Genomic DNA, 24,071 nt, shown 5'->3' with positions numbered 1-24,071 from the left:
ACAGCGCCCGCCGCAACAAAAATTTTTACACCAAGTATTATGCAATACAAAGTACCTGTACTACATTTGTACTGTTCCTCACCTACTACTAGCCCATACCGCCCATGAAACTAGAGAACACCCAGGTGCAGATGCGCAAAGGCATCCTCGAATTCTGCATTCTGGAGATTATCGGCCGCGGGGAGGCCTACGCCAGCGACATGCTGGAGGAGCTCACCCAAGCCCGCATGATAGTGGTGGAGGGCACGCTCTACCCGCTGCTCACGCGCCTCAAGAATGCCGCCCTGCTCGACTACGTCTGGAAGGAATCGACCTCCGGCCCGCCCCGCAAATACTACACGCTCACCGACTCGGGCCGCCAGTTTTTGGAAGAGCTGCGCCAGACCTGGGAAGAAATGGCCCTCTCGGTGGGCATCATTCGCCAGCCCCGCCGCCCTATTTAGTGCCTTGTGCTTAGTGCCTGGTGCCTAGTGAGAACTCACCGAAGCCCAGCCCCAAGCACCCACCCGACCAAGCACAAACCTCTAAGCACCAAGCACTGAATTTTAACTGCCGCGCTTCGCCGCCTGCGGCCTTTCCCATGAAAAAGAACATCAGTATCAACTTGCAGGGTATCATCTTCCACATCGAAGATGATGGCTACGAAGTGCTCAGCCGCTACCTCCACGAGGTGAAGGCGCACTTTGCCAGCTACCAGGGCCACGAGGAGATAGTGGCCGACATCGAGGGCCGCATTGCCGAGCTGTTTTCGGCGCGCCTCTCGGCCGTGAAGCAAGTCATTACCCTCACCGACGTGGAGGAAATGACCGCCAAGATGGGCCGCGTGAGCGACTTTGCCTCCGAGCCCGACGAAGACGACGCAGCCTACGCCGAGCCCTCGGCCGCCAGCCAGTCGGCCGGCTTCGGCCGCGGCTACACGGGCGGTGCCACGCCGCCCTACGGCGACAGCCAGCGCCCGGCCGATGGCCAGCCCCGCCGCCTCTACCGCGACCTGGCGCACCGCAAAATTGCGGGGGTGTGCGCCGGCCTGGCGCAGTACTTTGCGATAAACCCGCTGGTAGTGCGGCTGGTTTTCCTGGCTTTGGTGCTGGCCAAGCCCCTCACGCACTTTCTGCCGGGCTACTTCGGCGGCACCAAAGAGCTGCTGGTGCTGGCGGTAGTCACCTACGTGGTGCTGTGGATAGCATTGCCCAAGCGCGACGATGCCCCCGCCCCCATCGACACGCTCGATTTTGGTACGGCACTGCGCGGGCGCCGGCTGTTTCGCGACGTAGACACGGGCAAAGTGGGCGGGGTAGCCGCTGGCCTGGCCGCTTACTTCCGCACCGATGTGGTGCTGGTGCGCGTATTGTTTCTGCTCGGGGCCTTTCTCACGGTGGGCAGCACGGTGGTTGTGTACGTTATCCTGTGGATAGTAGTCCCAGCAGCACTCACCGTGTCGGAGAAAATGCAGATGCGCGGCGACGCCGTCACGCTTTCGGGCATCGATAACACCTTGCGTACCAATGCCTTTGAGGGCGATGCTACTACGCCGGCCGGCAGCCGCTCGGTGGGCACGTTCTTAGAAGGCGCGGCGCGCAGCGCCAAGCCGGCGGCTTCTTTTCTGGGCACCGTTATTCGCTGGCTGGTGGGCGGGCTGCTGCTTGTGTGGGGTAGCTCCTGGTTGTTTGGCGTGCTGATGGCGCTGGGCGCGGCCTTGAGCATCATTCCTTTCACGGCCGTAGAGCACACGAGCAACGGCTTTGTATTCGACAACGAGTTCGGAGAGTTTGCCCGCAACCTGTCGCCCTGGGGCGCGATGGCCGGGGGGCTGCTTGCCGGCATTCCGGCCGTGGGCCTCATCCTGCTGGGCTTGCGGCTAATTATGCGCCGCTGGATACTGGGGCGCAATACTGGCCTGATACTGCTGGGGCTCTGGCTACTGGGCGTAGTGGGCTCGACGGCCGCAGGCTTGCAGGCCGCTCGTAATTTCCAGGCTAAAGGCAGCTACACTACCACGCAGCGCTTTCCGGGCATGCTGGGCCGGGGCATTGTACTCGACGTGCGCACTTTTGAGGAAAGCACCAAGTGGGTTGGCCTCGACGTAGCTTTGGCCGACAGCGGGGCTGCGCCTTATGTAGAAGAAGAATTTCGGGCCAGCGGCCGCACCGAAGAAGCGGCCCGCCTCACGGCCCAGCAAACGATGCTATACAGCATCACGCAGCGCGATTCGACCATCACGTTTGATTCGGGCTTCCGGCTAAAGGATGATGCCCCCGCTCGCGACCAGCACCTCAACCTCACGCTGCACCTGCCCCTAGGCAAAGTGTACCGCCTCACGCCCACCTTCGTGCGGCTGCTCGACGACGGCAACTTCGTCGGCGGCGAGCGCCCCGATACCGACGGCGACCGCTCTTACCGCGCCCGCCTCACCCGCGAGGGCAAGTTTCAGTGCCTCGACTGCCCGGCTTCGGAGGATGAGAACGCGGATAACGACACGGACAACGACGGCAACGACGTAGTAGACATCGACGCCAACGGCACCAAAATGAAGCTGCGCGTGGACACCGACGGCGACGAGCCCACGGTGCACATCAGCACCAGCGCGCCCAATTTCAACACCGACCCCGCCCACTACGGCACTGGCCGCAAAACCCTGAACGGCAACGAGGAATTCAGCGAAATCGAAGCCGCCGGCTTGTTTCGGGTGGTAGTGCGCCGAGGCGAGGGCTACAAGGCCGAAGCTGCCGCCCGCCCCGGCGCGCTCGAGGAGGTGCGCCTCGAAGTACGCGGCAACCGGCTCCTTATCCGCAACCGCCGCAACAATGGGGTATTCTCAGTTTTCGGCGGCAACCGCAGCCCCATCCTGGTAACCGTGACCCTACCCCGCCTCAAGCGCCTCGAGCTGAGCGCCGCCTGCCAGGCCGACGTGAGCGGCTTCCGCGACGAAGACCTGCGCGTGAACGCCAGCAGCGCCGCCTCGGCCCGCCTCAACGTGAACGTGCCGCACCTCGAAATCGACCTCAGCAGCGCCGCCCACGCCGACCTCAGCGGCTCGGCCAACGAGCTGTCGGTGGATGGCTCCAGTGCCAGCTCGCTCAATGCCCTGGGCTTGCGCGCCACCAAGGCGTCGGTCGACCTCAGCAGCGGCTCCGAGGCCAAGGTCCGCGCTACCGACGTGCTGAAAGTAGACCTCAGCAGCGGCAGCCAGGTGAAGTACGCCGGCAACCCCGGCCGCATCGACAAAGACCTCAACAGCGGCAGCTCGCTGGAGCAGGTGAAGGAGTAGCCAGCTGGCCAAGCAAATAGCCCGGCCGCGAAGCCCCCAGGTGGGCGTCGCGGCCGGGCTATTTGCTTGGCGGCTATCAAGTTTAACTACTCGCGCGGGACCGGCACGCTAAACCAATTGTGCCTGCTTTCCCTCAGCGCGCCTGCCACAGCGCGATGCCCAGCGTAGCCCCGAGGTACCAGTTGCGCGCGCTGTACGACTCTTGGCTAAGCAAAAACGTTGGCCCGGCCTGCGGCTGCGGGGCATAGCTGAGAATGCGGTAGGTATCCTGGGTTTGCAGGCGCACATCCACGGCCAGCGTAAAGCGTCCTTGTTGCACGCCTACTTCCAGGTAGGGCAGGGTGCCAAACGGGTAGGCATCGGGCACGGAGCTGCCGTCCAGAAACTGCCCGTTGGCATTGTAATAAGACAGCCTGGCCTCGGAGCTGCCCAGCGCGATGGGCGTGCTAATGCCCGAGCCCACGAAGAAACGCTGGCCGCGCCGGGTCGAAGACCAGAAGTAGCGGCCACCCAACCTCATTTCCAGCAGCGTTACCTGGTTGTTGAGCTGAGCTACCAGCCCTGGACTCGGCGTGGCTAGCTCCTGGCGGCGGCCAATGCGCGTGAGCAGCCCCGTGAAGTGCAGGGCCAGGTGCCGGCCGGGGGCCAGAATATCAAAAAACATCCCGCCAACGGGCCGGATACCACCGCCCACTTCGAGGCCGGCCAGGGTGGCACCAGCACTGGCCGGCGCGGCCTGTAGCTGGCACGCCGTGTAGCGCCCGCCCGCCACCAGCCCCAGCGCAAAACCCCCAATGAGCCGATGGGGGCTTGCGCGCCGGTACTCGATGCCCGCCTGCGGCGGCGTGGCGCACTGGCGGTTGTAGGCCTGCACCACTGCCACCAGCGCCGGCGCCTCAAAGCGGCCAATGGCCTGCACCGCCGCCGGGCAGTCGCCAAAATAAGTCAGCAGCTCGCCCTGGTAGTTGTTGCCATCGGCGATGGTTTGGCGGCCGTTCTGCTGCTGGAGGTAGTAGCGCTCGGCCAGCTCCAGCGCCGGCTGGCCGGCGCGCCGCACGTAGTAGTGCTGCACATCGGCCACGGCCGTGCGCAGCAGGCTGGCGGGCCCGTCTACCAGCACCTCCGCCAGAAAGGTTTCGGGCTGGGGCCTACGCGTCAGCCAGGTAGTCAGGTAGCTCAGTTGCTTCTGGGCCCCGCGGTCCAGGGGCAGGGTTTCGAGGCGAAAGAACCGCCCTTCGCGCAGGCGAAAAGCCCGCAGCTCGGGCGCGGCATAGGTTTTAATGTCGGCCCCGGCAGCGGCCCGGAACCGCACTTGCTTGGGGGCTTCTTCCCAGGCATTGTCTTCTACCTCGCCGCGCAGGGTGTCGCCCTGCGCGAGCAGCACCCAGCCCGGCCGAAATACCTGGGCCTGCGCTGGGTGCGCGGCCAGGGCCAGCCCCAGGCTCGCTACTAGCAGTATCGGTGTTTTCATGGGGCGAAGATGGCCCGCTGGCCGCCTTCGTCCTACTCAGCCGCCTATCTGCTTGGCTTTGTAGCCTTCTTTCAGCAGCACTTCGAGCACCTTGGCGCGGAAGTCGCCCTGCACTACTATTTCGCCGTCTTTGGCGCTGCCGCCCACGCCACACTTGGTTTTGAGGAGCTTGCCCAGGGTTTGCAGGTCTTCGTCGCGGCCCACGAAGCCGGTGATGAGCGTAACCTGCTTGCCGCCGCGCTGCTTTTTATCGAGCTGCACGCGCAGCTGCTGCTGCTGGGGCGGCAGCGTGGTAGCCTCCGTTTCGTCGGTGGTTTGGTACGAGAAGTCGGGGTTGGTGGAGTACACCACGCCCTGGCGCTGGTCTTTTTTCATAATACCTACAAATTACGCAGCGGCCGGCTCGTGGGCCAGCGCCGCCTGAATGCCATCCCAGAACGCCACGCGGGCGGCCATGCCCTGCTGGGCTACTTCAGCGGCCTGCTGCCAGCGCAGCAGGTCGGTGCCGCAAAGCTCGCGCACCATTTGCTGGGCCAGCGGGGCGTGGTTTTCCTCATCAAGCTCGATGTGGCGGTTGAGGTAGTAAATAAATGTGTCGAGTTGGCCCGGAAAACGCCGCCCCAGGTCGGCCACCAAATGCCGGAACATGTCAGGAATAACATCCTCACGCCCAAACGTAAAGGCCGCCGCCACGGCGTGCGGCTGCCCGGCCGCGATGACGGCGAAGGTGTGCTTCACAAAATCCTGCACGGCCGCCGGGGCCCCGGCGGCGGCGAGGGCGGCGGGCACGCTGGCGCCCTCGGCCAGGGCGGCGAGCAGGCGCTCGGCGGGCGCGGTGTCGGCCCCGGCTTCGCGCATGGCGCGCAGGTACAGTTCGAAGTGGCTGGTAGCGCGGCCCTCGGGGTCCACGTCGGTTTCTTCTTCCAGCACTATCTCATTGATGAGGCGGCGGGTGGCGGGGTTGCCCACGGGCACCCACGGCAGCGTGGTGCAGGTGAGGTCGCGCTGCAAGGCTTTGAGCAGCGACATAAAATCCCACACCGCAAACACGTGGTGCGCCATAAACACCCGCAAATCTTCGAGCGAGCGAATGCGGTAATACAGCGAGTGGTCGACGAGCTGCTGCCGGGCGGGCTGCAACTCGGTTTGCAAGTCTTTAATAAAATCCTGGGCCATTTTCTTCTGGTTTAAAGCAGCTGATTTTGGTGGTGGCAGCTTAACAGTCTGACTTGGTAAAAAGCTTCGGTTCAGCTGAAATTAATACTGCGACCTAAACAGCAAACCAAAGTTACGGCGGAGCCCCAGCGGGGCGACCCATCGGTAGCAACTGATGGTAGCAAAGCAACTAAAGCCCCGTAGGGGCGACCCCACCAGTCGATAGGGTCGCCCCTACGGGGCTTTAGGATATCTAGGCCGATAATTTACTACCGACGGGTCGCCCCGCTGGGGCTCCGCTGCAACCCTAATTATCGAATAAACAGAACCTTATCCTCTACTACACGGCTACCTCCAGCGCCAGCGGCAGCAGGTCAAACGTGAACTCGGTGCCGTGGCCCAAGTAGTCGCCATCGGCGTGGCAGCCGATGGGCGCGGCGGCGCGCACGGTGGCGTAGCTGGTGTGGCGATAGGCCGCGCCGCCGGTGCGCGGCAGCGTGCCCAGGGCCATGCCCAGCATTACCTGCACGGCGCGCCAGGGCGGCAGCGCATTCATGAGGCACATATCGAGCAGGCCGTCTTGCAGGTTGGCATCGGGCGCGATGTAGGCGTTGTTGCCGTACTGCGAGGCGTTGGCGAAGGCCAGCACGTAGCAGTCGGTTTCAAGCGTCGCGCCGTTAGTTTCGACCACCACCGGCACCGGCTCGAAGGTGCGGTACTCGCTGAACGTCACCCGCAAATAGGTACTCAGCCCCCGCGAGCCGGCCTGGGCAAACACCTGGCTCACGCGCGCATCAAACCCCAGCCCGGCCGTGCAAAAAAACGGCCGGCCATTGACCCGCCCCACGTCCATGCGGCTAAAGGCAGGCTGCCGCAGCCGCCGCAGGGCAGCTCCCAGGTTGAGGGGCACCTTGAGGTGGCGGGCCAGGCCGTTGCCCGAGCCGCGCGGCACAATGCCCATGGCGGTGTTTTCCTGGTGCAGCAGCCCCTGCCCTACCTCGTTCACGGTGCCATCGCCCCCCACGGCCACCACCACGCGGCAGCCCTCGGCGGCGGCCGCCCGCGCCAGCGCGGTGGCGTGGCCGGGGCCTTCGGTGGGGCGCAGCACGTAGTCGCCTTGGCTTTCGGAGCCAAAATGCCGCGCCAACAGCTCCGGAAACTCGGCCCGGCGGCCGGTGCCCGCCGTGGGGTTGAAAATAAAACAAGTACGCGGCATGCTGCTCAGCCTCGCCCGCAGGCGATTATTTAAAAAAGACACTAAAAAAGGCCCGCCTAGCAGGCAGGCCTTTTTTAGTTATGCTTAGGTATTAGTACCTAGTTATCAGGTATGTTTTAGAATAGCCGAGTACTAGGCACCAACACCTAAGCACTATTAACTAGCCATTCATTTTCTCACCCAGCTTCTGGATGAGGTCGGCGGTGCGGGTCGAGTAGCCAAACTCGTTGTCGTACCAGCCCACTACCTTCACCAGCGTGCCGTTGGTCGAGGTCAGCTCCGAGTCGAAGATGCACGAGTGGGGGTTGCCCACGATGTCGATGCTCACCAGCGGGTCGGTGCTGTACTCCAGGATGCCCTTCATGGGGCCTTCAGCAGCCTTCTTGATGGCTTCGTTGATTTCCTGCTTGGTAGCTTCTTTTTTCAGAATCACGGTCAGGTCCGTGGTCGAGCCGTCCGGAATGGGCACGCGCATGGCGATACCATCGAGTTTGCCTTTCAGCTCGGGCAGTACCAGGCCCACGGCCTTGGCGGCGCCGGTGCTGGTCGGGATGATGCTGTAGGCAGCGGCGCGGGCGCGGCGCAGGTCTTTGTGGGGCGCGTCTTGCAGGTTCTGGTCCGAGGTGTAGGCGTGCACCGTCGTGATGTAGCCTTTCTCGATGCCGAAGGCATCGTTCAGCACTTTGGCCATGGGAGCCAGGCAGTTGGTGGTGCAGCTGGCGTTCGAGATGATGGTCTCGTCGCCGGTCAGCGTGTCTTCGTTCACGCCGAGCACTACGGTCGGGATGTTGCCGGTAGCCGGGGCCGAAATCACGACCTTCTTGGCACCTGCCGTAATGTGCTGGCCCGCGCCGGCCTCGTCTACGAAGCGACCGGTCGATTCCAGTACTACGTCTACGCCCATGTCTTTCCAGGGCAGCAGCTTGGGGTCGCGCTCGGCGAGGGCGGCAATGTGCTGGCCGTTCACGGTCAGGCTGTTGTCGTCGTAGCTCACCGTACCATCGAAGCGGCCGTGCACCGAGTCGTACTTCAGCAGGTGGGCGAGGGTTTTGTTGTCAGTCAGGTCGTTGATAGCCACAATCTCCACGTTGTCGCGCCCGAGCAGCGACTTGAAGGTGAGGCGGCCAATGCGGCCAAAGCCGTTGATGGCGACTTTAATTTTTGCCATGGTGTTGGGAAAAATGGAAGTAGAGCGGGCCGCCAAGGCGGCACCAGTGAAATGTGGGGCGAAGGTACGCGTTGAGGCTCTTTTACCGAAGGGCCCTCCTTGTGTCTCCTGCCTACCCTAACCAATACGCCGGGCCCGCTGTTTTTTTCAGGCTGAAAATCAGCGTTGTTTTTATTTGCAACCGCGTTTATTGGGCGCAACATTTGGTTTAATGTCAAACCATCGTACCTTTGCACCACCAAAACAAAAACGGTCCGTTCGTCTAGGGGTTAGGACAGTAGATTTTCATTCTACCAACAGGGGTTCGATTCCCCTACGGACTACTAAAAGGCTTTTGCCTTTTTTATTACGCTTGCCAGCTTACCATAACCCGGTCCGTTCGTCTAGGGGTTAGGACAGTAGATTTTCATTCTACCAACAGGGGTTCGATTCCCCTACGGACTACAAAGCACTGCTTGTCAGTTGTTTAAAACAAAAGCCGCTTCGCCTCGAAGCGGCTTTTTGTATTTCTACCCCCTTCGGTTTTTCTACTGTTTGCGCGCCGGTTATTGCGTTGATGCTGCCGCCCACGCGGCGTGGGCTAAGGCCGCTGGGCTACGCATGTATTTTCTGGGTTGGCAGTGCCCTCGGCAGGGTGCCTTTCGTGGCCCATAAAACCAATCTTTACGAGCGATTACGGGCGGGTAAAATTCAGCTGTTCCTCTGCAACACGCAAATGAGTTGTGCAGTAATGAGCAGGGAGCGTAAAGCTTTTTGGTGGGTGTAGTGCGCTACCTTGGCCAAGGCACTATGCTGCGGCACCTACAAGGCCACCAGCGTTACTCGGCCAGCCTGGGCCGCAGCCAGTCGATGGCGGGCGGCAATTCCTCAAAAAAAGCGGTGGCGAGCACTCGCCGCAGCTGCTCGGCTACGGCCGGCGTATGCAAGCGGTGAGCGGGCTCCAGGGTGGGCACCGCGGCGTAGCGCGCCAAGTGGGTGTCTTCGAGCACGGCCGGCAGCCAAGTGCCTAGCAGCCAGTCGCGGTCGGCCGGGGCCGGGGCAGCGGGCATGGCGCGGTGGTCGGCCAGGATACCGTGCAGCGGGTAGCGCCGCAGCAGATTGTGGGCGTGCACGTAAAGCGCCCGAAACTCGGGCCCGGTCATGGGTTGGCCCGACCAATGCAAATAGAGGTAGCCTTCATGGGGCACATAGTCGACCGAGCCGACGGCGTTGGAAAAGTAATGGTGCGTAGGAAACATGGAAAGCAGTTCAGATGGTCGCGACGGGCACGTTGGCTAGCTCACCCACTGGGGCCAGGCAGCCAACGTGCCCGTCGCGACCTACTTCATACGTAAGCGGCCGCACAATGGCCGGAAATCAGCCCCCACCGGAGCGCAGCCCGCCAACCTATCTACCTTATAACAAGCACTTCGACAATCTTCGGTCATGGCCCATCGGCTACTCTCCAAAAAGCCTTGGCTGGCTGCACTGCGTTACGGGCGCTGGTACACGCGCACGTAGTCGATTTCGTAGCGGCTGGGCAGGCTGGTAGCGGGCAGCTCGCCGCCGTTGTCGCCGCCCAGGGCTAGGTTGAGTAGCACGTAGTGCGGCTGCTTCATGGGGTTGAACTGGGTGCCGTCCTGGTTCACAGTATTGACCAGCAGCGTTTCGTTCAGCAGCTCGTCATCGACGTAGAGGCGGATGGCCTCGGCGTCCCAGTCCATGCGCCACACGTGGAACTTGCTACTCCAGTCGGGCGCGAAGCTGGCCACGGGCTTGGTTTCGGAGTGCCACTTAGCGGTGTAGGGCCGGGCGGTGCCGCTGGCTACGTTGGCCAGAATCTTGCCCTGGTAATACTCCATAATGTCAATTTCGCCATTGCTGGGCCAGGGCTTGACCACGCCCAGCGTCCAGAAGGCGGGCCAGAGGCCGGCGCGGGCATCGATGCGCGCGCGCATCTCGAAGCGGCCGTACTGCCACTGCTGCCGGCCGCGGGTATTAAGGCTGGCCGAGGTAGCGGTGATGGTGGGGCGGCTGGTACGCCAGTCGGTGCTGCCGGGCTTGTAGGTGGGGTTGGGGCGGCTTTCAGCCTTGGCCTCAATCACCAGCAAACCCTTTTCGCAGCGGGCATTGTCGGGCTGGTACCATTGCAGCTCGTGGTTGCGGGCGAAGCCGGTTTCGAACTGCCAGTTTTTGGGGTTGGGCGGGCCGGCTTTTTCAAACTCGTCGGCCCAGACCAGCTTGTATTTCTCGGCGCGGGCGGGCGCGGCCGTGCCCGAGGCCGGGCGCGCGGGCGGGCCGGGCGTCCAGTCGAGCACCTGCACGGGCTGGGCGGGCAGGTTTTCGAGGGTTTCGCCATCGCCCTGGCCGGTGCGCTGCACGAAGAGGCTGAGCACGCCCTCCTGTTTCCAGCGTTCGGTATCATAGCTGGGCTCCCAGTTGCCCACCGAGGTAGTGGTGAGGTCGGCGGCGGTCCACTGCTTTTTGCTTAAATCCGGGCATTGCAGCACCGAGGCGCGGTCCTGCCGCTCGGCGTCGCGGAAGAGCAGGTAGGCGGCCGTTTTGCCTTTCTGGGTTGAAACCAACAGCTGCGGGCGCGAAATCGGAATCTTCTTCGTGCCCACCCCGCTTAAGCTGAAAGGCGTGGTGCGCCGGCTAATCTGGGCGGTCTGCCACTGCCGGCCCTGCAAGTAAATGAGCTGATACTGCGGCACCTGCGTGCCCTGGGGCCGCCAGTAGCTGGCGATGTAGGGCGTGCCCTGCGCATCGGCCGTGATGGCGGTTTGGTTGATGAGCTCCGAGTTTTGCGGGATGCGGGCGGCGTACTCGGCCGTGGCCTCGGTAATAGGCAGCGCGTACGGCTCACCGGTGCTTTTCTGCCAGGTTCGGCCGCCGTCCAGCGAGCGGGCGTAGGCCATGTCGTGGTTGGAGGCCACGTTGGGGCTTTCGCGCCACACCCACGACACATGGATGGTGCCGCGCGCATCGAGGCAGGCCTGCCAATAGGCATTTCGCTTGCCCTCCCCATCGATGAGCACGTCGTGCAGGCGCGTCCACTTTTTGGTTTTCACGTCGTAGCGGTTCAGCACGAGGTTGCCGTTGCCCGAGCCGCCGTCGCGGTACATAAACAGCAAATCGCCCGAGGGGTAGCGATAAAACTCAGGGTAGCTGACTTTCTGCTCCTGCGCGCCGGTCATGGGCTCCAGCGGGCCCATCGTGAGAGTGCCGGGCGCGGTGCTGCGGCAGTAGTGCAGGGGGTTGTTGTGGTGGTCGAAGCTCAGGTGCAGGTAGCCCGCGCCATCGGCCATAAGGCTGATGACGTTGTGCGCGTCCTTCACATTACCCTTGTAGTCAGTGCGCTGCACCTGCCACGGCCCGGCCGGCAGCTGGCGCTTGGCCAGGGTTACGTAGCCCGCCGAGTCGTAGTAGGCCACGTACTGGCTCTGGCCCTGGCTCACGACCGAGTTCTTGCGGAAAATCGCGCCGTTGACGTTGTTTTTGGCCCAGCCCAGGCCGACGAGGGAGGTAGTCTGGGCGCGGGCGGCGAGGGTAATTAATAGCAACGCCGATACCAACCCGGCAACGTTTCGCGCAGGGTTTCGCAGGGTCAGGCGCAGGGTTTCGCAGGGGTTTGGCATTTTATGCTTGAAGATATGGGTGGAAAGTAATTAGCGCACGTCTGTCATGCTGAGCGCAGCGAAGCATCTCGCGTGGCGCAGTAAACGAATTGATTACTACCCCACCCGAGATGCTTCGCTGCGCTCAACATGACAGACGTGCGCTAATTCACCAGGCGCAGCGTGTAGCTGTAGCTATACTGCTTGGCCAGCAGGCGGTACTGGTCGTGGGGCAGGGCGCCCCAGCTGTTGTCGCCGCCCACGCCGCGCTGGGCCAGGTCGAGGTGCAGCCAGGTTTGCTGGTGCGCCTTGAGGTCGGTGGGGTGCTGCTGCTTTTTGCTCAGGCCGGGGTCAAGGTCTTCGGTGCGGTAGGGCAAGGCGCTGAAGCAGATGGGCTGCCCGGCGGCCTCCACGCGCAGGCCCTGGCCGGTGGCATCGGTGAGCGTGAGCCAGCGCGTATCGGTGTGGTAGCCATACTCCTGGGGCCGGATGTAGGTGCCGGGGAACGAGCGCCGCACCGAATCCTGGTAGGTGCCCATGAAGGCGGCGGTGTTGCGGTCGCTGTAGTTTTCCCAGGGCCCGCGGCCGTAGTAGCGCAGCTGGTCGTAGCGGCGGGGCACCTCCATGCGCATGCCAAAGCGCGGCATTTCGGGCAGCGTTTTGTCTTTCAAATCGATGCTGGCCGTGACTTGCACCGCGCCATCGGGCTGCACCAGGTAGGCCACGGTGTAGGGCACGCCGAGGTCGGCGAGCAAATACTCGACCGTGATGGGCAGGCCGGCGCTGGTTTGCTCGCCCACCGCCACGCGCTGCACGCGCCGGGCGGCGTGGGCCGTGCGCCACACGCCCAGGCGCTCGGGCATGCCATTGCCGAAGTCATTATCGGTAGGCGCGCGCCAGAAATACGGCTCGGGGAAGTAGCCCGGCAGGCGCTGCTCGCCGCGGCGGTAGTCGGTGAGGCGGCCCTGCTTGGTGTTGAACTCGCCGCGCACGTCGCCGGCCGTGAAAGTCAGCTTGTCGCCGTCGCGCTTCACATCCAGCGTACCGGCTGGGGCCGGGGCGGCCGCGAAGTAGGCGGTAGCCGGCGTGAGCACGAACTGCTCGCGGGCTACTTCGTGCCCGGCGGGCACGAGCGGCGCGGCCGTTTTGGTTTTGGCAAATACGTTGAGCACGTACTCGGCGCCGGCTTCCGGCTTCATGCTCGGCAAAGCCAGTTTCACGTCCTTGCGCTGGCGGGCGCCGAGCTTGTCCACAGCGAAGGTGCCGGTTTTCACTACCGCGCCGTTGCGCAGCAGCTCCCACTGAAAGGCGTAGTCGCTCAGGTCTTTAAAGGAAAACCAGTTGATGACCGTGACGCGGCCGCTGGCGGGCTGGGCAGCCTCGAAGCGGATGTCCTGGTACACTTTCTTCACCTCAAACAGGCCGGGGTGGGGCGTGCGGTCGGCGGCCACGAGGCCGTTGGCGCAGAAGTTCTCGTCGTTTTGGAGGTGGTAGCCGCCGAAGTCGCCGCCGTAGGCGAAGAACGGGCGGCCGTCGGGCGTTTTGGTGGCCAGGCCCTGGTCAACCCAGTCCCAGATAAAGCCGCCCTGCATGTGCGGGTGCTTCCGTATCAAGTCCCAGTACTCCTGGAAGTTGCCGCTGCTGTTGCCCATTGCGTGCGAGTACTCGCACATGATGTAGGGCCGCTTTTTGTCGGTGGCCTCGGCGTAACGGCGCATCGATTCCATGCCGGGGTACATGGGGGCCACGATGTCGGTATCGACATCTTCGCCGGCCTGCTCGAAGGAAACGGGCCGCGACGGGTCACGCTGCTTGAGCCAGGTATAGGCCTCGTGAAACACCGGCCCGTTGCCGCACTCGTTGCCCATGCTCCAGATAATGACGCTGGGGTGGTTTTTATCGCGCTCGACCAGCCGATTGATGCGGTCGCGATGGGCGGCCTTCCACTCGGGCAGGTAGGCGGGGTGCTTGGTTTTATCGAACCAGCCTTGCAGCTCGGCGCCGTAGCCGTGGGTTTCGATGTTGGCCTCATCCACGAGGTAAAAGCCCAGCTCGTCGCACAAGGCCAGCCAGCGCTCGTCGTCTGGGTAGTGGCAGCTGCGGATGGCGTTGATGTTGTGCTGCTTCATCAGCTCCAGGTCGCGGCGCATGCCGGCCTCCGTGACTACGCGGCCGGTGGTGGGCTCCAGCTCGTGGCGGTTCACGCCGTGCACCTCCACGGGCACGCCATTCACCATGAGCTGGGCGTTTTTAATCTCGACCTTGCGGAAGCCGATTTTGCTGCCCGTGGCGGCCAGTACCTTGCCCGCGTTGTCGGTCAGCGTCAGGCGCAACTGGTAGAGGTTGGGCATTTCGGCGCTCCAGGGGCGCACCTTCGGGATGCTGCCGCTGAGCTTGACTTCCTGGGTGCCGGCCCCGGTGGGCGCGGCCACGGCCTGCTGCTGGCGCAGCACTACCTTGCCGCTGGCATCGAGCACCTCGGCGGTGAGGCGGGCGGCGGGTGCGCCGGCAAAGCTGCGCAGGGTTACGTCGGCCGCAAACTGGCCGTTTTTATAGGTCGGGTCGAGGTCGGCGTGGGCGAAGAAATCCCAAATTGTGTGCGCGGGCAGCGCGCTCAAGTACACGTCGCGGTCCAGCCCCGAGAGCCGCCAGAAGTCCTGGTCTTCGAGGTAGCTGCCGTCGTGCCAGCGCATTACCTGCACGGCCAGCTGGTTGTCGCCGGGCTTGAGGTATTTGGTAATGTCGAACTCGGCCGGCGACTTGGCCGCCTTGCTGAGGCCCACGCGCTGCCCGTTCACATACACAAACGCGCAGCCCGAAATAGCCCCGAAGTGCAGCAGCACCTGCTTGCCCGCCCACGCGGCCGGCACCGCAAAGCTGCGCCGATAGGTGCCCACCGGGTTATTGCTGGCGTCGATGAAGGGTTGGTTGCGCGGAAACGGGTAGGTGATGTTGGTGTAAATCGGAATGCCAAAGCCCTGCACCTCCCAGTTGCCGGGCACCTGAATGGGCCGCCACGCGGCATCATTAAAGCCGGGCTGGAAGAAATCCAGCGGCCGGTCGGCGGGCCGGGCCACGTAGTTGAATTTCCAGGTGCCGTTTAGGCTCTGGTGCCAGGGCGAGCGGGCGGGGTCGGCGGCGGTCACGTCGGCGGGCTGGCCATAGAGCTGGAAGCTGGCGCGGGGCGCTTCCTGGCCCTGCTGGGTAAGCTGAGGGTTTTGCCACTCGGCGGGGTCGGGGGCCTGGGCGGCGGCCAGGCCGGTGCTTAGCAGCACGGCGGCCAGGGGCAAACGAAAATCGGACATGAAGAGAAGGATGGGAAAAGGCGGCAATAGTTGCGGCCAGGGCTAAAAGCCGGGGTAGGCAATGCTACCGCAATACTACTCCGGCCAGCCAGGGCGGCGCGGGGGCGTTTTCGGTGAAAGCGGGGGGCGTATCAGGCAGCGCCCGCGCGGGCCGGACCGCTACTTCACTCGCAAGGGCTTAGCGAAAAGCAGCTTATTTGGCTTGGCCAGCTTGGCCGACGGCGCAGGCGACTAGCGCGGCGACGTCCGAGACTATGAAATAAAACCGGTTACTTGCGCGATTATATAAAATCGCCTATCTAACCCCAATCATCGCATGAAACCACTGCTACTAGGGCTGCTGCTACCGCTGCTGGCCGGCGCGCAAACGCCCTTCCCCTACCAGCTCAAAGGCAAAATTGCCCCACAGCCCGCTACTGCCAAGGTGTATCTGCTTTATAACGGCCGGCTGCTCGACTCGACGCGGCTGCACAACGGGGCGTTTGAGCTGCGCGGCACCAGCGACGTGCCCAAACGGGCGCAGGTAGTGCTGGCCGCCGACGGCAAAACGCCCGACCTGGCGCGACCCTTTAGCTTCAACAGCGCCTCTATTTTTCTGGAGCCGGGGCCGCTGCTGATAACGAGCCCAAGCGCTGTGCTACGGTTTGCTACCGTACGGGGCGGCCGGGCCACGCAGGACTATCAGCGGCTTATGAAGCAAGACGAAGCTTTCCTGGGGTACCTTCTCTCTCACCGGCCTACCCAGCTGAGAGTTGTTACCTGGGAGCAGAACATAGTAGACCAGCAGCAGCGCAAACAGGTAGCGCTCAATTTTATAAAGAATAATCCCGCTTCTTGGGCAAGCCTCGATATACTACTACAGCCCTTTCACCTGGGGCCGCCGCAGTACGACGAAGTGGCCCCTTTGTATGAATCCCTCAGCCCTACCCTGCGCAACAGCGCGCCCGGCCAAGCCTACGGGCGGCTGGTGCAATCGCTGCAAGTGGTGGCGCTCGGCAGTCCCGCGCCCGACTTCTCCCTGCTCACGCCCGAAAACAAAACGCTTGCGCTGAAAGACTTCCGGGGCCAATACGTGCTACTCGACTTCTGGGCCTCGGGCTGCGACGACTGCCGCTTGGGCTTTGGTATCATTCGCAGTTTGCGCCAGCAGTACCAGGGACGCAATTTTGAGGTAGTGGGCATCTCGCTCGACAAAAACATCAGCCAGAAGCACTGGCTGCGCACCATCCGCGAGCACGACCTGACCTGGCCACAGGCCTCCGACCTAAAGGGCGTGGATGGCAACGCGGCGGCCCTGAGCTACCGCGTAACGAGCGTGCCGCAAAATTTTCTCATCGACCCGACCGGCAAAATCGTGGGCATCAACCTCTACGGGCCGCGCCTGCAAGCGGCGCTGGCCAAGCTGCTGCCCGCCGCCGCGAAGTAGAAGTAGCGGCGGGCGGGCGGTATTTTGCCAATGCCCTGCAACGGTAGCCGGGGGCGGCGGCCTCCTCTGCCCTACTCACCCATCACCTTCTACCCTACTCGTGCGCCAACTTCGACTACTTCTCCCCTTGCTGTGGCTGGCCTTGGCACCCGCCGCCCACGCCCAGCAGCACCTGACCCGGCAGCAGGAGAAAAACATGGCGGCCTTCGCCCGCCTCTTTGGCTACGTGCGCTACTTCCACCCGTCGGACGAAGCGCAGACCATTTCGTGGCCGATGCTGGCCACCAAAGGCAGCCGCCAGATGCTGGCCGTGCGCGACGACGCCGAGCTGATTAAAGCCCTGAACGACCTGTTTCAGCCGCTGGGGCCGACCATCCGGGTGTTTCCGACCAGTCAGCCGGTGGCCTTCGACCCGGCCGCGCTGCGGCCGCCTGCGGCGGCGCAGGCTACGCGGGTGGTGTCGTGGCAGCACGATGGCATTTATACCGGCCAGGTCAAGGCATATCAGGGCGTGCGGCTGGGCCGGCCCGGTACCGTGGCCGAGGAAATGCCACTAGCCACCAACGCGAACGTCAGCGCTTTTGCGGGCCTGCCCTATGAAATAGACCTGAGCTGGCGGCACGGCCAGAACAGCCCCAAAGCCACGTTTGCCCTCACGCACCGCCAAACGCTGGGCGGCGTCGAAAACCACCGCGCCACTCAGCGCTACCTCCACCAGACCGTAGCCGCCACCGGCAACCACTACCTGTTTAAAGGCAAAATCGACTCGGCGGCCCGGCGGCTGAATCTGTCGCTCAGTGTGCCGCCTGGCTTCGACGACAACCTGCGCGTAACGGCGGTAGTCATCGTGAAAGGCAAAAAGGTATGGCTGCCGCTGAAGTCGGGCACGGCCGGCGAACTGGCCGAAACGCAAGCTGTGGAACTGGCTTTTACCTCGCCCGACTTGCTGGCTGAGCCGCTCTTCAAAGAGCAGTCGCAGCTCGGCGACTACGTAAGCCGCGAGGTAGCACCGGGCATCAGCTGCACCGTGCCGCTGGCGCTGGCCGCCGACGCGGCCCACACCTACCCAGTAGGCGATTCACTCAATCTCAATGCCTTGCACGTGCGGCCCGCCGACCGGGCCCGCTACCCCGCCGAGTGGCTGCGCTACCAGGGCGAGCGCACCCTGGGGCTGCCCGAAGTGCGCCTGGCCGACGTGGTGGAAAGCTGGAACGCCCTGCGCCACGGCTACGCCTACTGGGGCAGCGCCAGCGTGCCGCCCGACACCCTGCTGCACCAGACGCTGCGCCGCGCCTACGCCGACAACACCACCGTGGGCTTTGTGGCGACTATGCGCCTGCTGCTGGCCTCCCTCAACGACGGGCACGCCTGGGTGAGCACCACGTTTGAGGAGCCGCGCCGCTACGGGCTACCGCTGCGCTTTGGGCGGGCGGCAGGCCGGGTGGTGGTGGCGCACGTACCCTTTCCCAAGGAAACCCCGCAGGTGCGGCGCGGCGACGTAGTAGAAGCCATCGACGGGGTGCCCGTGGAGCAGGTGCTGGCCGAGCGGGCGCGCTACGTGTCCGGCTCGCCCCAAATGAAGGAGTACCAGGCTTTTTGGTCGCTGGCCAGCACGCCCACCGACCGGCCGGCCGCGCTACAGCTGCGCCGCGGCGACAGCCTGCGCACCGTGACGCTGCCGCGCCAGAAAAACTACGGCATGTGGCTGCCCCAGCCGCCGGCCAACGGCTGGCTGGCGCCCGGCGTTTACTACTACAACCTGGCTACGCTGGAAGGCACGTTCAGCGCCAGCGAGGTGCAAACGATGGCCCAGGCCAAGGCCGTTATTTTCGACATCCGCAATTACCCGCGGGGCGACATGTTCTCCCTCATCTCCCTGCTGCTGAAAACCCCGCAGGACATCGGCATAGTGTCGGCGCTGCACATGCTGCGGCCCGACCAGGAAGGCGTGCAGTACGTGCCCCAGGTAGTGCATTTCGCGCCCGGCCCGCAGCACCTGCCCGGCCGCGCGTATTTTCTGACGGATGCCGTGACCCAGAGCCGCCCCGAAACCTTTTTGGGGTGGCTGCGGGGCCTGCACCTGGGCACCTTCGTGGGCCGCCCTACCTCGGGGGCCAACGGCGTCCGCACCGAAATGGCGCTGCAAGGCGGCCTCAGCATCGGCTACAGCGGCGGGCGGGTGCTGAACGCCGACGGCAGCCGCCACCACGCCATCGGCATCGTGCCCGACGTGTTGGTAAACCCTAGTATTGAATCGGTACGGCTCGGGCAGGATGTCATTCTGGACGCGGCGCTGAAGCTGGCGCGGGGTGATAAGTAGCGCATTTGGTGCACAAAGGCGAGTCATGCTGAACGCAGTGAAGCATCTCTACCGCTTCGTTGTACAGCCAACAATGAAGCGGTAGAGATGCTTCACTGCGTTCAGCATGACGGACGATTTTTGCCTTTCTTCATTGCCCGCGCTCCCCTCCTACTGCGAGTCGCCCCCGCCCTTCGAGTCGTCGTTGCGCACCGAGCGGCGGCGGGCGTTGTTGGTCGTGAGCTTGCCGAAGCGGTAGCTGAACGAGAGCCGGATGGTGCGCTGGTACTGGTAGCTCACGCTTTCGCTGGTGAACTGGTCGGTGGTGGTAGAGTTGCGAAACTCGCGGCCCGGCGTCAGGAAGTTGCTGGCGTTCAGGCTGAGGTCGCCTTTCTCCTTGAGGATATTCTTCCGAATCGCCAGCGAGTAGTACGAGTAGCCCGAGTAGCGCGACTGCAAGCCCACGCCACCCGTGCTAAAGCCGCTGAAGCCTTGCAACGAGTACTGCTTGTTGATTTTCCAGGACGAGTTGAAGCCGAAGTTGGCCGTGAGGAGCTGGGTTTTGCGGTCGAGCGCGGCGCTGTTGAGGCGGGTGTAATTGACGGTGGCGTTGCCGCTGATGTTCCAGGCTTCCACGGGCTTGATGGAGCCGTAGAAGCTGACGCCGTAGGTAGCGTTGGTGGCCAGGTTGCCGAAGGTGCGCTCGGTGCGGGCCAGGGTTTCGTTGTAGCGGCTGTAGCTTTCTATCGAGTTGCCCACGTAGCGCAGGTAAGTCGACACGTTGAGCGACGACTTTTTGCTAAACGTGCTGTAGCTCAGCTCAAAGTTGTTGGCAAACTCGGGCGACAGCTCGGGGTTGCCATACGACACGCTGTTGGGCGTGAGCACGTTCACGTAGGGGTTGAGGTAGTAGATGTTGGGCCGCTGAATGCGCCGCGAGTAGTTGAGGCGCAGCGTGTGGCCCGGCTCCTTGAGCGTGCGCGTGGCGCTGAGGCTGGGCAGCACGTTGAGGTAAGAGCTGGTGAAGCTGCTGCCCGCCCCCGCAAACTCGCCTTCGAGGCGCGTATACTCCAGGCGCGCGCCCAGGCTGAGGTTGTACTTTTTGCCGGCCGCCGCGTTGAGCGTGCCGTAGGCCGCCGCCACGTCCTGCTGGTAGTCGAAGGCGTTGGAGCGGCGCGGGCTGCGGGCGAAGTCAACCTGCCGGGCGCGCAGCAGCGTGTCGAGGCTGTAGTCGCTGCTCACCTGCCGCAGAATGGCCTTCGCGCCCACCTCCAGCGTGTTCTTTTCCTTGAGCGGGTGGGTGTAGTCGGTTTGCAGGGTGGTCTCCAGGTTGCGCGAGAGGTTGCTGTTGCGCTCCTGGTACTCCAGCGGCCCGGCCTCGATGGCGGCGGCATGGTACTGCTCCAGCGAGTAGCGGCCGGTGTTGGTGCTGCGCGTGTGCTGAGCCAGCACGCTCCACTCGCGCCGGGGCTGCTCGGGGCCGAAGGTGCGCGTGTAGCCAGCGTTAAAATCGTAATTACGCCCTACGTAGCGCTGCGCAATGTCGCGGGCGTACAGCGTGTCGAGCGCGGGAATGCCGCTGTACTGGCTCACGAAGTTTTGCGGCGAGTTACTGCGGTAGAGGTTGCCGTTGGCGCTGAGCGTGAAGCTGTGCTTGGTCGAAGGGTCGTAGGTCAATTCGACCTGCCCGTAGCCGCCCGTGCCCTCACTGCTGGAAGTGGTTTGCTGATTGAAGTAGCCCGTGCCGGCCGAGGTAAAGTCGGTGCGGCTGGTGCTGGAGCGGTACGGGTAGGTGTTGTAGTAGCCGCTCAGGCGGGTGTTCACGCCCAGCTTGCCCTGCCGCACGTTGAAGGAGCCGTTCACGTTCTGGTTGCGGTTGCCCACGCCGGCCCCGATGTTGCCATTAGTGCCCTGCAAGTTATTCTTCTTGAGCACGATGTTAATGACCCCGCCCGAGCCCTCGGCGTCGTACTTCGACGACGGCGAGGTAATTACCTCAATGGCCTTAATCTGGTCGGCCGGAATCTGCTTGAGCGCGTCGGCCAGGTTGCCGGCCAGCATGGCCGAGGGCTTGTTGTTGATAAGAATGCGCAGGTTGGACGAGCCGCGCAGCTGCACGTTGCCGTCCACGTCCACGTTGAGCAGGGGCGTTTTGCGCAGCACGTCGGTGGCGGTGCCGCCCGCGCTGGTGGCGTCCTGCTCGGCGTTGTATACGAGGCGGTCGGGGCGGGTTTCCACCAGCGGGCGCTGGCCGGTCACGCTCACCTCGCCCAGCGTTTTGGCGCTGGCCGCCAGGGTCAGCGTGCCCAGGTCGGTAGCGGCGCTGGTCACCGTCACGGGCTGAATGAGCGGCGCGTAGCCCACAAAGCTGAGCTGCAAGCGGAAGCTGCCAGCCGGCAGCCGCGTCAGCTCGAAGCGGCCCTGGCCGTCGGCGGTAGCGCTGGCGATGGGGCTGGTGCCCTCGGCGGGCAGCAGCAGCACGGTGGCGTACTCGACGGGCTTTTTGGTGGTCGCGTCCTGCACCTGGCCGCGCAGCTGGCCGGTGCCGGCCACTACTTTGGGAGTGGGCGGCTTAGCGGCCGGGGCTTGCGCCCACGCCGGGGCGGCTGCGGCCGTGGCGAGCAGCAGCGCGAGGGGGTACTTCATCAGTAAGAAACAGGTAAGGGTATGGTCAGGCAGGTAGCGGGCAGAAAGTGAAGCAGTCAGGCCGCGGCTTTCGCGGGGCCGCCCGGCTGCCAACGGCCACAGGGCGGCTATTATTTTGCATTCAGGTATAAAGATTGTTGCGCCCTGCCCTACTACCGGCGCGGGCGGCCGTTTTTATTTTACAACGCCCCCGCCTACCCCGCCGCTCGCCCCCGGCCCGCCGCCCTAGCGCGGGAAGTACACCGTGAAGGTGGCCCCCACTCCCACCTCGCCGGTGGCCTCGATGCGGCCGCCCGCATTCTCCAGCATGCGGCGCACCAGGTAGAGGCCCACGCCCGAGCCCTCCACGTGCCCGTGCAGGCGCCCAAACAGCTCAAACAGCTGCCCGGCCCGCGCGGGCTCAAAGCCCAGGCCGTTGTCGCGCACCGTCAGCACGTGGTGCAGGGGCGTGGCGTGGCAGGCTAGCTCCACCAGGGCCGGGCGGCCGGGGGCGCGGTACTTGAGGGCATTGCTGAACAGGTTGTATACCACCGAGCGCAGGTTCTTGGCCGAAAAGCGAATGTGCACGCAGTCCAGCAGCTCGCGCACCACGTGCGCGCGGGCTTCGCGCAGCTGCGGGGCCAGGTCGAGGCACACCTCGTCGAGCACGGCGGGCAGGCTCACCAGCGCGGGCGCTTCGGCGTAGTCTTGCTGCAAGCTCACCACGGCCGTGAGCTCGCGCAGCGTGCGCCGGAAGCGCTCTACCGAGTGGTGCATCAAGGTCAGCACCTTGTCGGTGTGGCCCACGCGGGCGGCGGGCGGCAGCGCGCGCTCCAGCATGGTCAGCAGCCCTTCGATGTTGGTGATGGGCGCTTTCAGGTCGTGGCTGGCGGTGTAAATGAAGTTGTCGAGGTCGGCGTTGGTGCGGGCCAGGCGCTCGTTGGCCTCCTTGAGGTCGGTGACATCGATGGCCGCGCCCACGTAGCCGTGCAGTACGCCGCTGGCGTGGTAGTTGGGCGCGCCCTGGGTCAGCAGCCAGCGGTACTGGCCGTCGTGGCGGCGCACCCGGTACTCCTGCGCGTGGTGCGCGCGCTGCTCGATGGGCAAGCTCATCAGGGCGCGGCCGGCCTCGGCATCGTCGGGGTGCAGGTAGGCCGTCCAGTTCGTGGCCAGGTACTCGGGCAGCGTCAGCCCCAGAAACTCCAGAAAGGCGCGGTTGACGTAGCGCGTGCCGGCCACCGGGTTTACGGCCCACATGGGAGTAGGCGCGGCATCGGCCATGCTCCGGAAGCGCTCCTCGCTTTCGCGCAGCGCCGCCTGGCTGGCTTCGAGCTGCTGGCGGGCGCGCACCTGCTCGGTTACGTCCACGGCCACCTGTATCACACCCTGCGGCATGCCCGCCTCCAGCAGCGGCGTGTAGCTGAGGTTAAAATAGCGCTGCCCAATCACCCCGGTCGCATCGGGCATCGGCACGGGCACCTCGCTACCGTAGTAAGGCTGGCCGGTGGCAGTCACGTTTTTCACAATGGCCAGCACCTCCTCCAAGGCCAGGTGGGGCAGCAGCTCCTGCACGGGCCGGCCCAGCACCTCAGCGGCGCTGGCCTTGCCCATCACGCGCAGCATGGGCGCATTCACGCTCTCTACCACTACCTCGGGACCGCGGGTGAGGGTAATGGCCACCGGCGCCTGCTCGACCAGCGCCCGAAAGCGGCGCTCGCTTTCGACCAGCTGCTGGCTGGCCAGCACTTCGGCCGTCACGTCGATGGCCGTGTTGTGAATGCCGTAGACCTGGCCCGCGGCATCGCGCAGGGGCTGGTAGGTAAAGTCGAAGTACGCCGTGCGCAGCTCGCCCGCCACGCGCAGCGCGGCCGCCTGCCGGGTGCCCACGTAGGGCTGCCCGGTGGCATACACCTGGGCCAGCAGCGCCGGAAAGGGCTGGCCCACTACCTCGGGCAGGGCGTCCAGCAGCGGCAGCCCCAGCACGCGGGCATCCTTGCCCCAGTAGCGTAAGATGAGCGGGTTGGCGTAGGCAATGATGTGGTCGGGGCCCAGGTAGAGGGCCGTGCCCGCGTGCAGCCCCTCCAGCAGGGTGTGGTAGTGGCTGGCCGTGGGCGCGGGGGCTGCCGGGGCCACAGCAGTGGTGTGCAGCAGGTAGCGCACCGTGCCATCGGGGCCGGGCACCGGCCGGGTGTGGCCCACGGCAGGCACTGGGGCGGCCCCGGTGCCCGAGCCGGCCGCGCCCATGCCCGCCTCTACCCCCAGCGCCGCCCCTACCGACGCGCGTACCGCCGCCAGCCAGCCCGCGCGCCGCGCGCCCGCCGCCCCCGCGCCCAGGGCCGCCAGGCCCTGGCCCAGCACCGCCGCCCGGCTCAGCCCCAGCCAGGCCAGCAGGTCGTCGCTGATGCCGGCAATGGTGTAGGTGGGCGCATCAGGCAGCAGCAGCAGCACACGGCCGGGCAGGGCTGCGAAGACGACCTCAAAGTCGGCGGGCGAGGAGAGCATGGCACACAGGAACAGGGAGTAGAAACAGCCAGAACGCGCC

At 64.5% G+C, this 24,071-nt stretch carries 14 protein-coding genes and 2 tRNA genes; 6 read left to right on the top strand and 10 right to left on the bottom strand.

Annotation, left to right across the window (positions count from 1 at the left end; all coding sequences use genetic code 11):
• Nucleotides 1-104 precede the first annotated feature (104 nt).
• The gene (locus VFO93_RS04420) at nt 105-443 is read left to right on the top strand and encodes a PadR family transcriptional regulator (protein ID WP_325133115.1); all 339 of its coding nucleotides are present in this window, start codon (nt 105-107) and stop codon (nt 441-443) included.
• A 137-nt stretch (nt 444-580) separates the two neighbouring features.
• On the top strand, nt 581-3,268 hold the full coding sequence (locus VFO93_RS04415) for a GIN domain-containing protein (protein WP_325133114.1): 2,688 nt from the start codon (nt 581-583) through the stop codon (nt 3,266-3,268).
• A gap of 133 nt (nt 3,269-3,401) precedes the next feature.
• Here the strand turns inward: VFO93_RS04415 and VFO93_RS04410 are convergent, their stop codons facing one another.
• The 5 genes from VFO93_RS04410 to gap form a co-directional block, all read right to left on the bottom strand.
• A complete protein-coding gene (locus VFO93_RS04410) occupies nt 3,402-4,739 on the bottom strand; it encodes a hypothetical protein (protein WP_325133113.1) in 1,338 nt (445 codons plus the stop codon).
• Between the two features lie 36 nt (nt 4,740-4,775).
• Nucleotides 4,776-5,114 (bottom strand): translation initiation factor, encoded by a 339-nt coding sequence (locus VFO93_RS04405; protein WP_325133112.1) that lies wholly within the window; start codon nt 5,112-5,114, stop codon nt 4,776-4,778.
• A 12-nt stretch (nt 5,115-5,126) separates the two neighbouring features.
• Nucleotides 5,127-5,915, bottom strand: a complete 789-nt coding sequence (locus tag VFO93_RS04400; protein ID WP_325133111.1) for a DUF3050 domain-containing protein — start codon at nt 5,913-5,915, stop codon at nt 5,127-5,129.
• Nucleotides 5,916-6,234: 319 nt separating this feature from the next.
• Nucleotides 6,235-7,110: a diacylglycerol/lipid kinase family protein gene (locus VFO93_RS04395; RefSeq protein WP_325133110.1), complete on the bottom strand. Its 876-nt coding sequence runs from the start codon at nt 7,108-7,110 to the stop codon at nt 6,235-6,237.
• Between the two features lie 160 nt (nt 7,111-7,270).
• A complete protein-coding gene (gene gap / locus VFO93_RS04390; RefSeq protein WP_325133109.1) occupies nt 7,271-8,278 on the bottom strand; it encodes a type I glyceraldehyde-3-phosphate dehydrogenase in 1,008 nt (335 codons plus the stop codon).
• A gap of 251 nt (nt 8,279-8,529) precedes the next feature.
• Between gap and VFO93_RS04385 the strand changes: the two genes are divergently transcribed.
• Together VFO93_RS04385 and VFO93_RS04380 are read left to right on the top strand one after the other, a co-directional pair.
• A tRNA-Glu gene (locus tag VFO93_RS04385) sits at nt 8,530-8,601 on the top strand.
• A gap of 49 nt (nt 8,602-8,650) precedes the next feature.
• Nucleotides 8,651-8,722, top strand: a tRNA-Glu gene (locus tag VFO93_RS04380).
• A 374-nt stretch (nt 8,723-9,096) separates the two neighbouring features.
• Here the strand turns inward: VFO93_RS04380 and VFO93_RS04375 are convergent.
• From VFO93_RS04375 to VFO93_RS04365, 3 genes are all read right to left on the bottom strand, one after another.
• Nucleotides 9,097-9,516, bottom strand: coding sequence for a hypothetical protein (locus VFO93_RS04375; RefSeq protein WP_325133108.1), 420 nt, complete (start codon nt 9,514-9,516; stop codon nt 9,097-9,099).
• 234 nt (nt 9,517-9,750) lie between these two features.
• On the bottom strand, nt 9,751-11,895 hold the full coding sequence (locus VFO93_RS04370; RefSeq protein ID WP_325133107.1) for a BNR-4 repeat-containing protein: 2,145 nt from the start codon (nt 11,893-11,895) through the stop codon (nt 9,751-9,753).
• 143 nt (nt 11,896-12,038) lie between these two features.
• A complete protein-coding gene (locus VFO93_RS04365) occupies nt 12,039-15,179 on the bottom strand; it encodes a glycoside hydrolase family 2 TIM barrel-domain containing protein (protein ID WP_325133106.1) in 3,141 nt (1,046 codons plus the stop codon).
• A gap of 316 nt (nt 15,180-15,495) precedes the next feature.
• Here VFO93_RS04365 and VFO93_RS04360 point away from each other — a divergent pair, with 316 nt between their 5' ends.
• Both VFO93_RS04360 and VFO93_RS04355 read left to right on the top strand, forming a co-directional pair.
• Nucleotides 15,496-16,605, top strand: coding sequence for a TlpA disulfide reductase family protein (locus VFO93_RS04360; RefSeq protein WP_325133105.1), 1,110 nt, complete (start codon nt 15,496-15,498; stop codon nt 16,603-16,605).
• Nucleotides 16,606-16,705: 100 nt separating this feature from the next.
• A complete protein-coding gene (locus VFO93_RS04355; RefSeq protein ID WP_325133104.1) occupies nt 16,706-18,925 on the top strand; it encodes a S41 family peptidase in 2,220 nt (739 codons plus the stop codon).
• Nucleotides 18,926-19,075: 150 nt separating this feature from the next.
• Here VFO93_RS04355 and VFO93_RS04350 read toward each other — a convergent pair whose 3' ends face one another.
• Both VFO93_RS04350 and VFO93_RS04345 read right to left on the bottom strand, forming a co-directional pair.
• Nucleotides 19,076-21,550: a TonB-dependent receptor domain-containing protein gene (locus VFO93_RS04350; protein WP_325133103.1), complete on the bottom strand. Its 2,475-nt coding sequence runs from the start codon at nt 21,548-21,550 to the stop codon at nt 19,076-19,078.
• A gap of 225 nt (nt 21,551-21,775) precedes the next feature.
• Nucleotides 21,776-24,031, bottom strand: a complete 2,256-nt coding sequence (locus tag VFO93_RS04345) for a PAS domain S-box protein (RefSeq protein WP_325133102.1) — start codon at nt 24,029-24,031, stop codon at nt 21,776-21,778.
• Nucleotides 24,032-24,071: the final 40 nt, after the last annotated feature.

The organism is Hymenobacter sp. (assembly GCF_035709525.1).
Lineage (GTDB): Bacteria > Bacteroidota > Bacteroidia > Cytophagales > Hymenobacteraceae > Hymenobacter.
The sequence above is the reverse complement of the archived record's forward strand: the minus strand, read 5'-3'. Positions and strand labels throughout refer to the sequence as shown.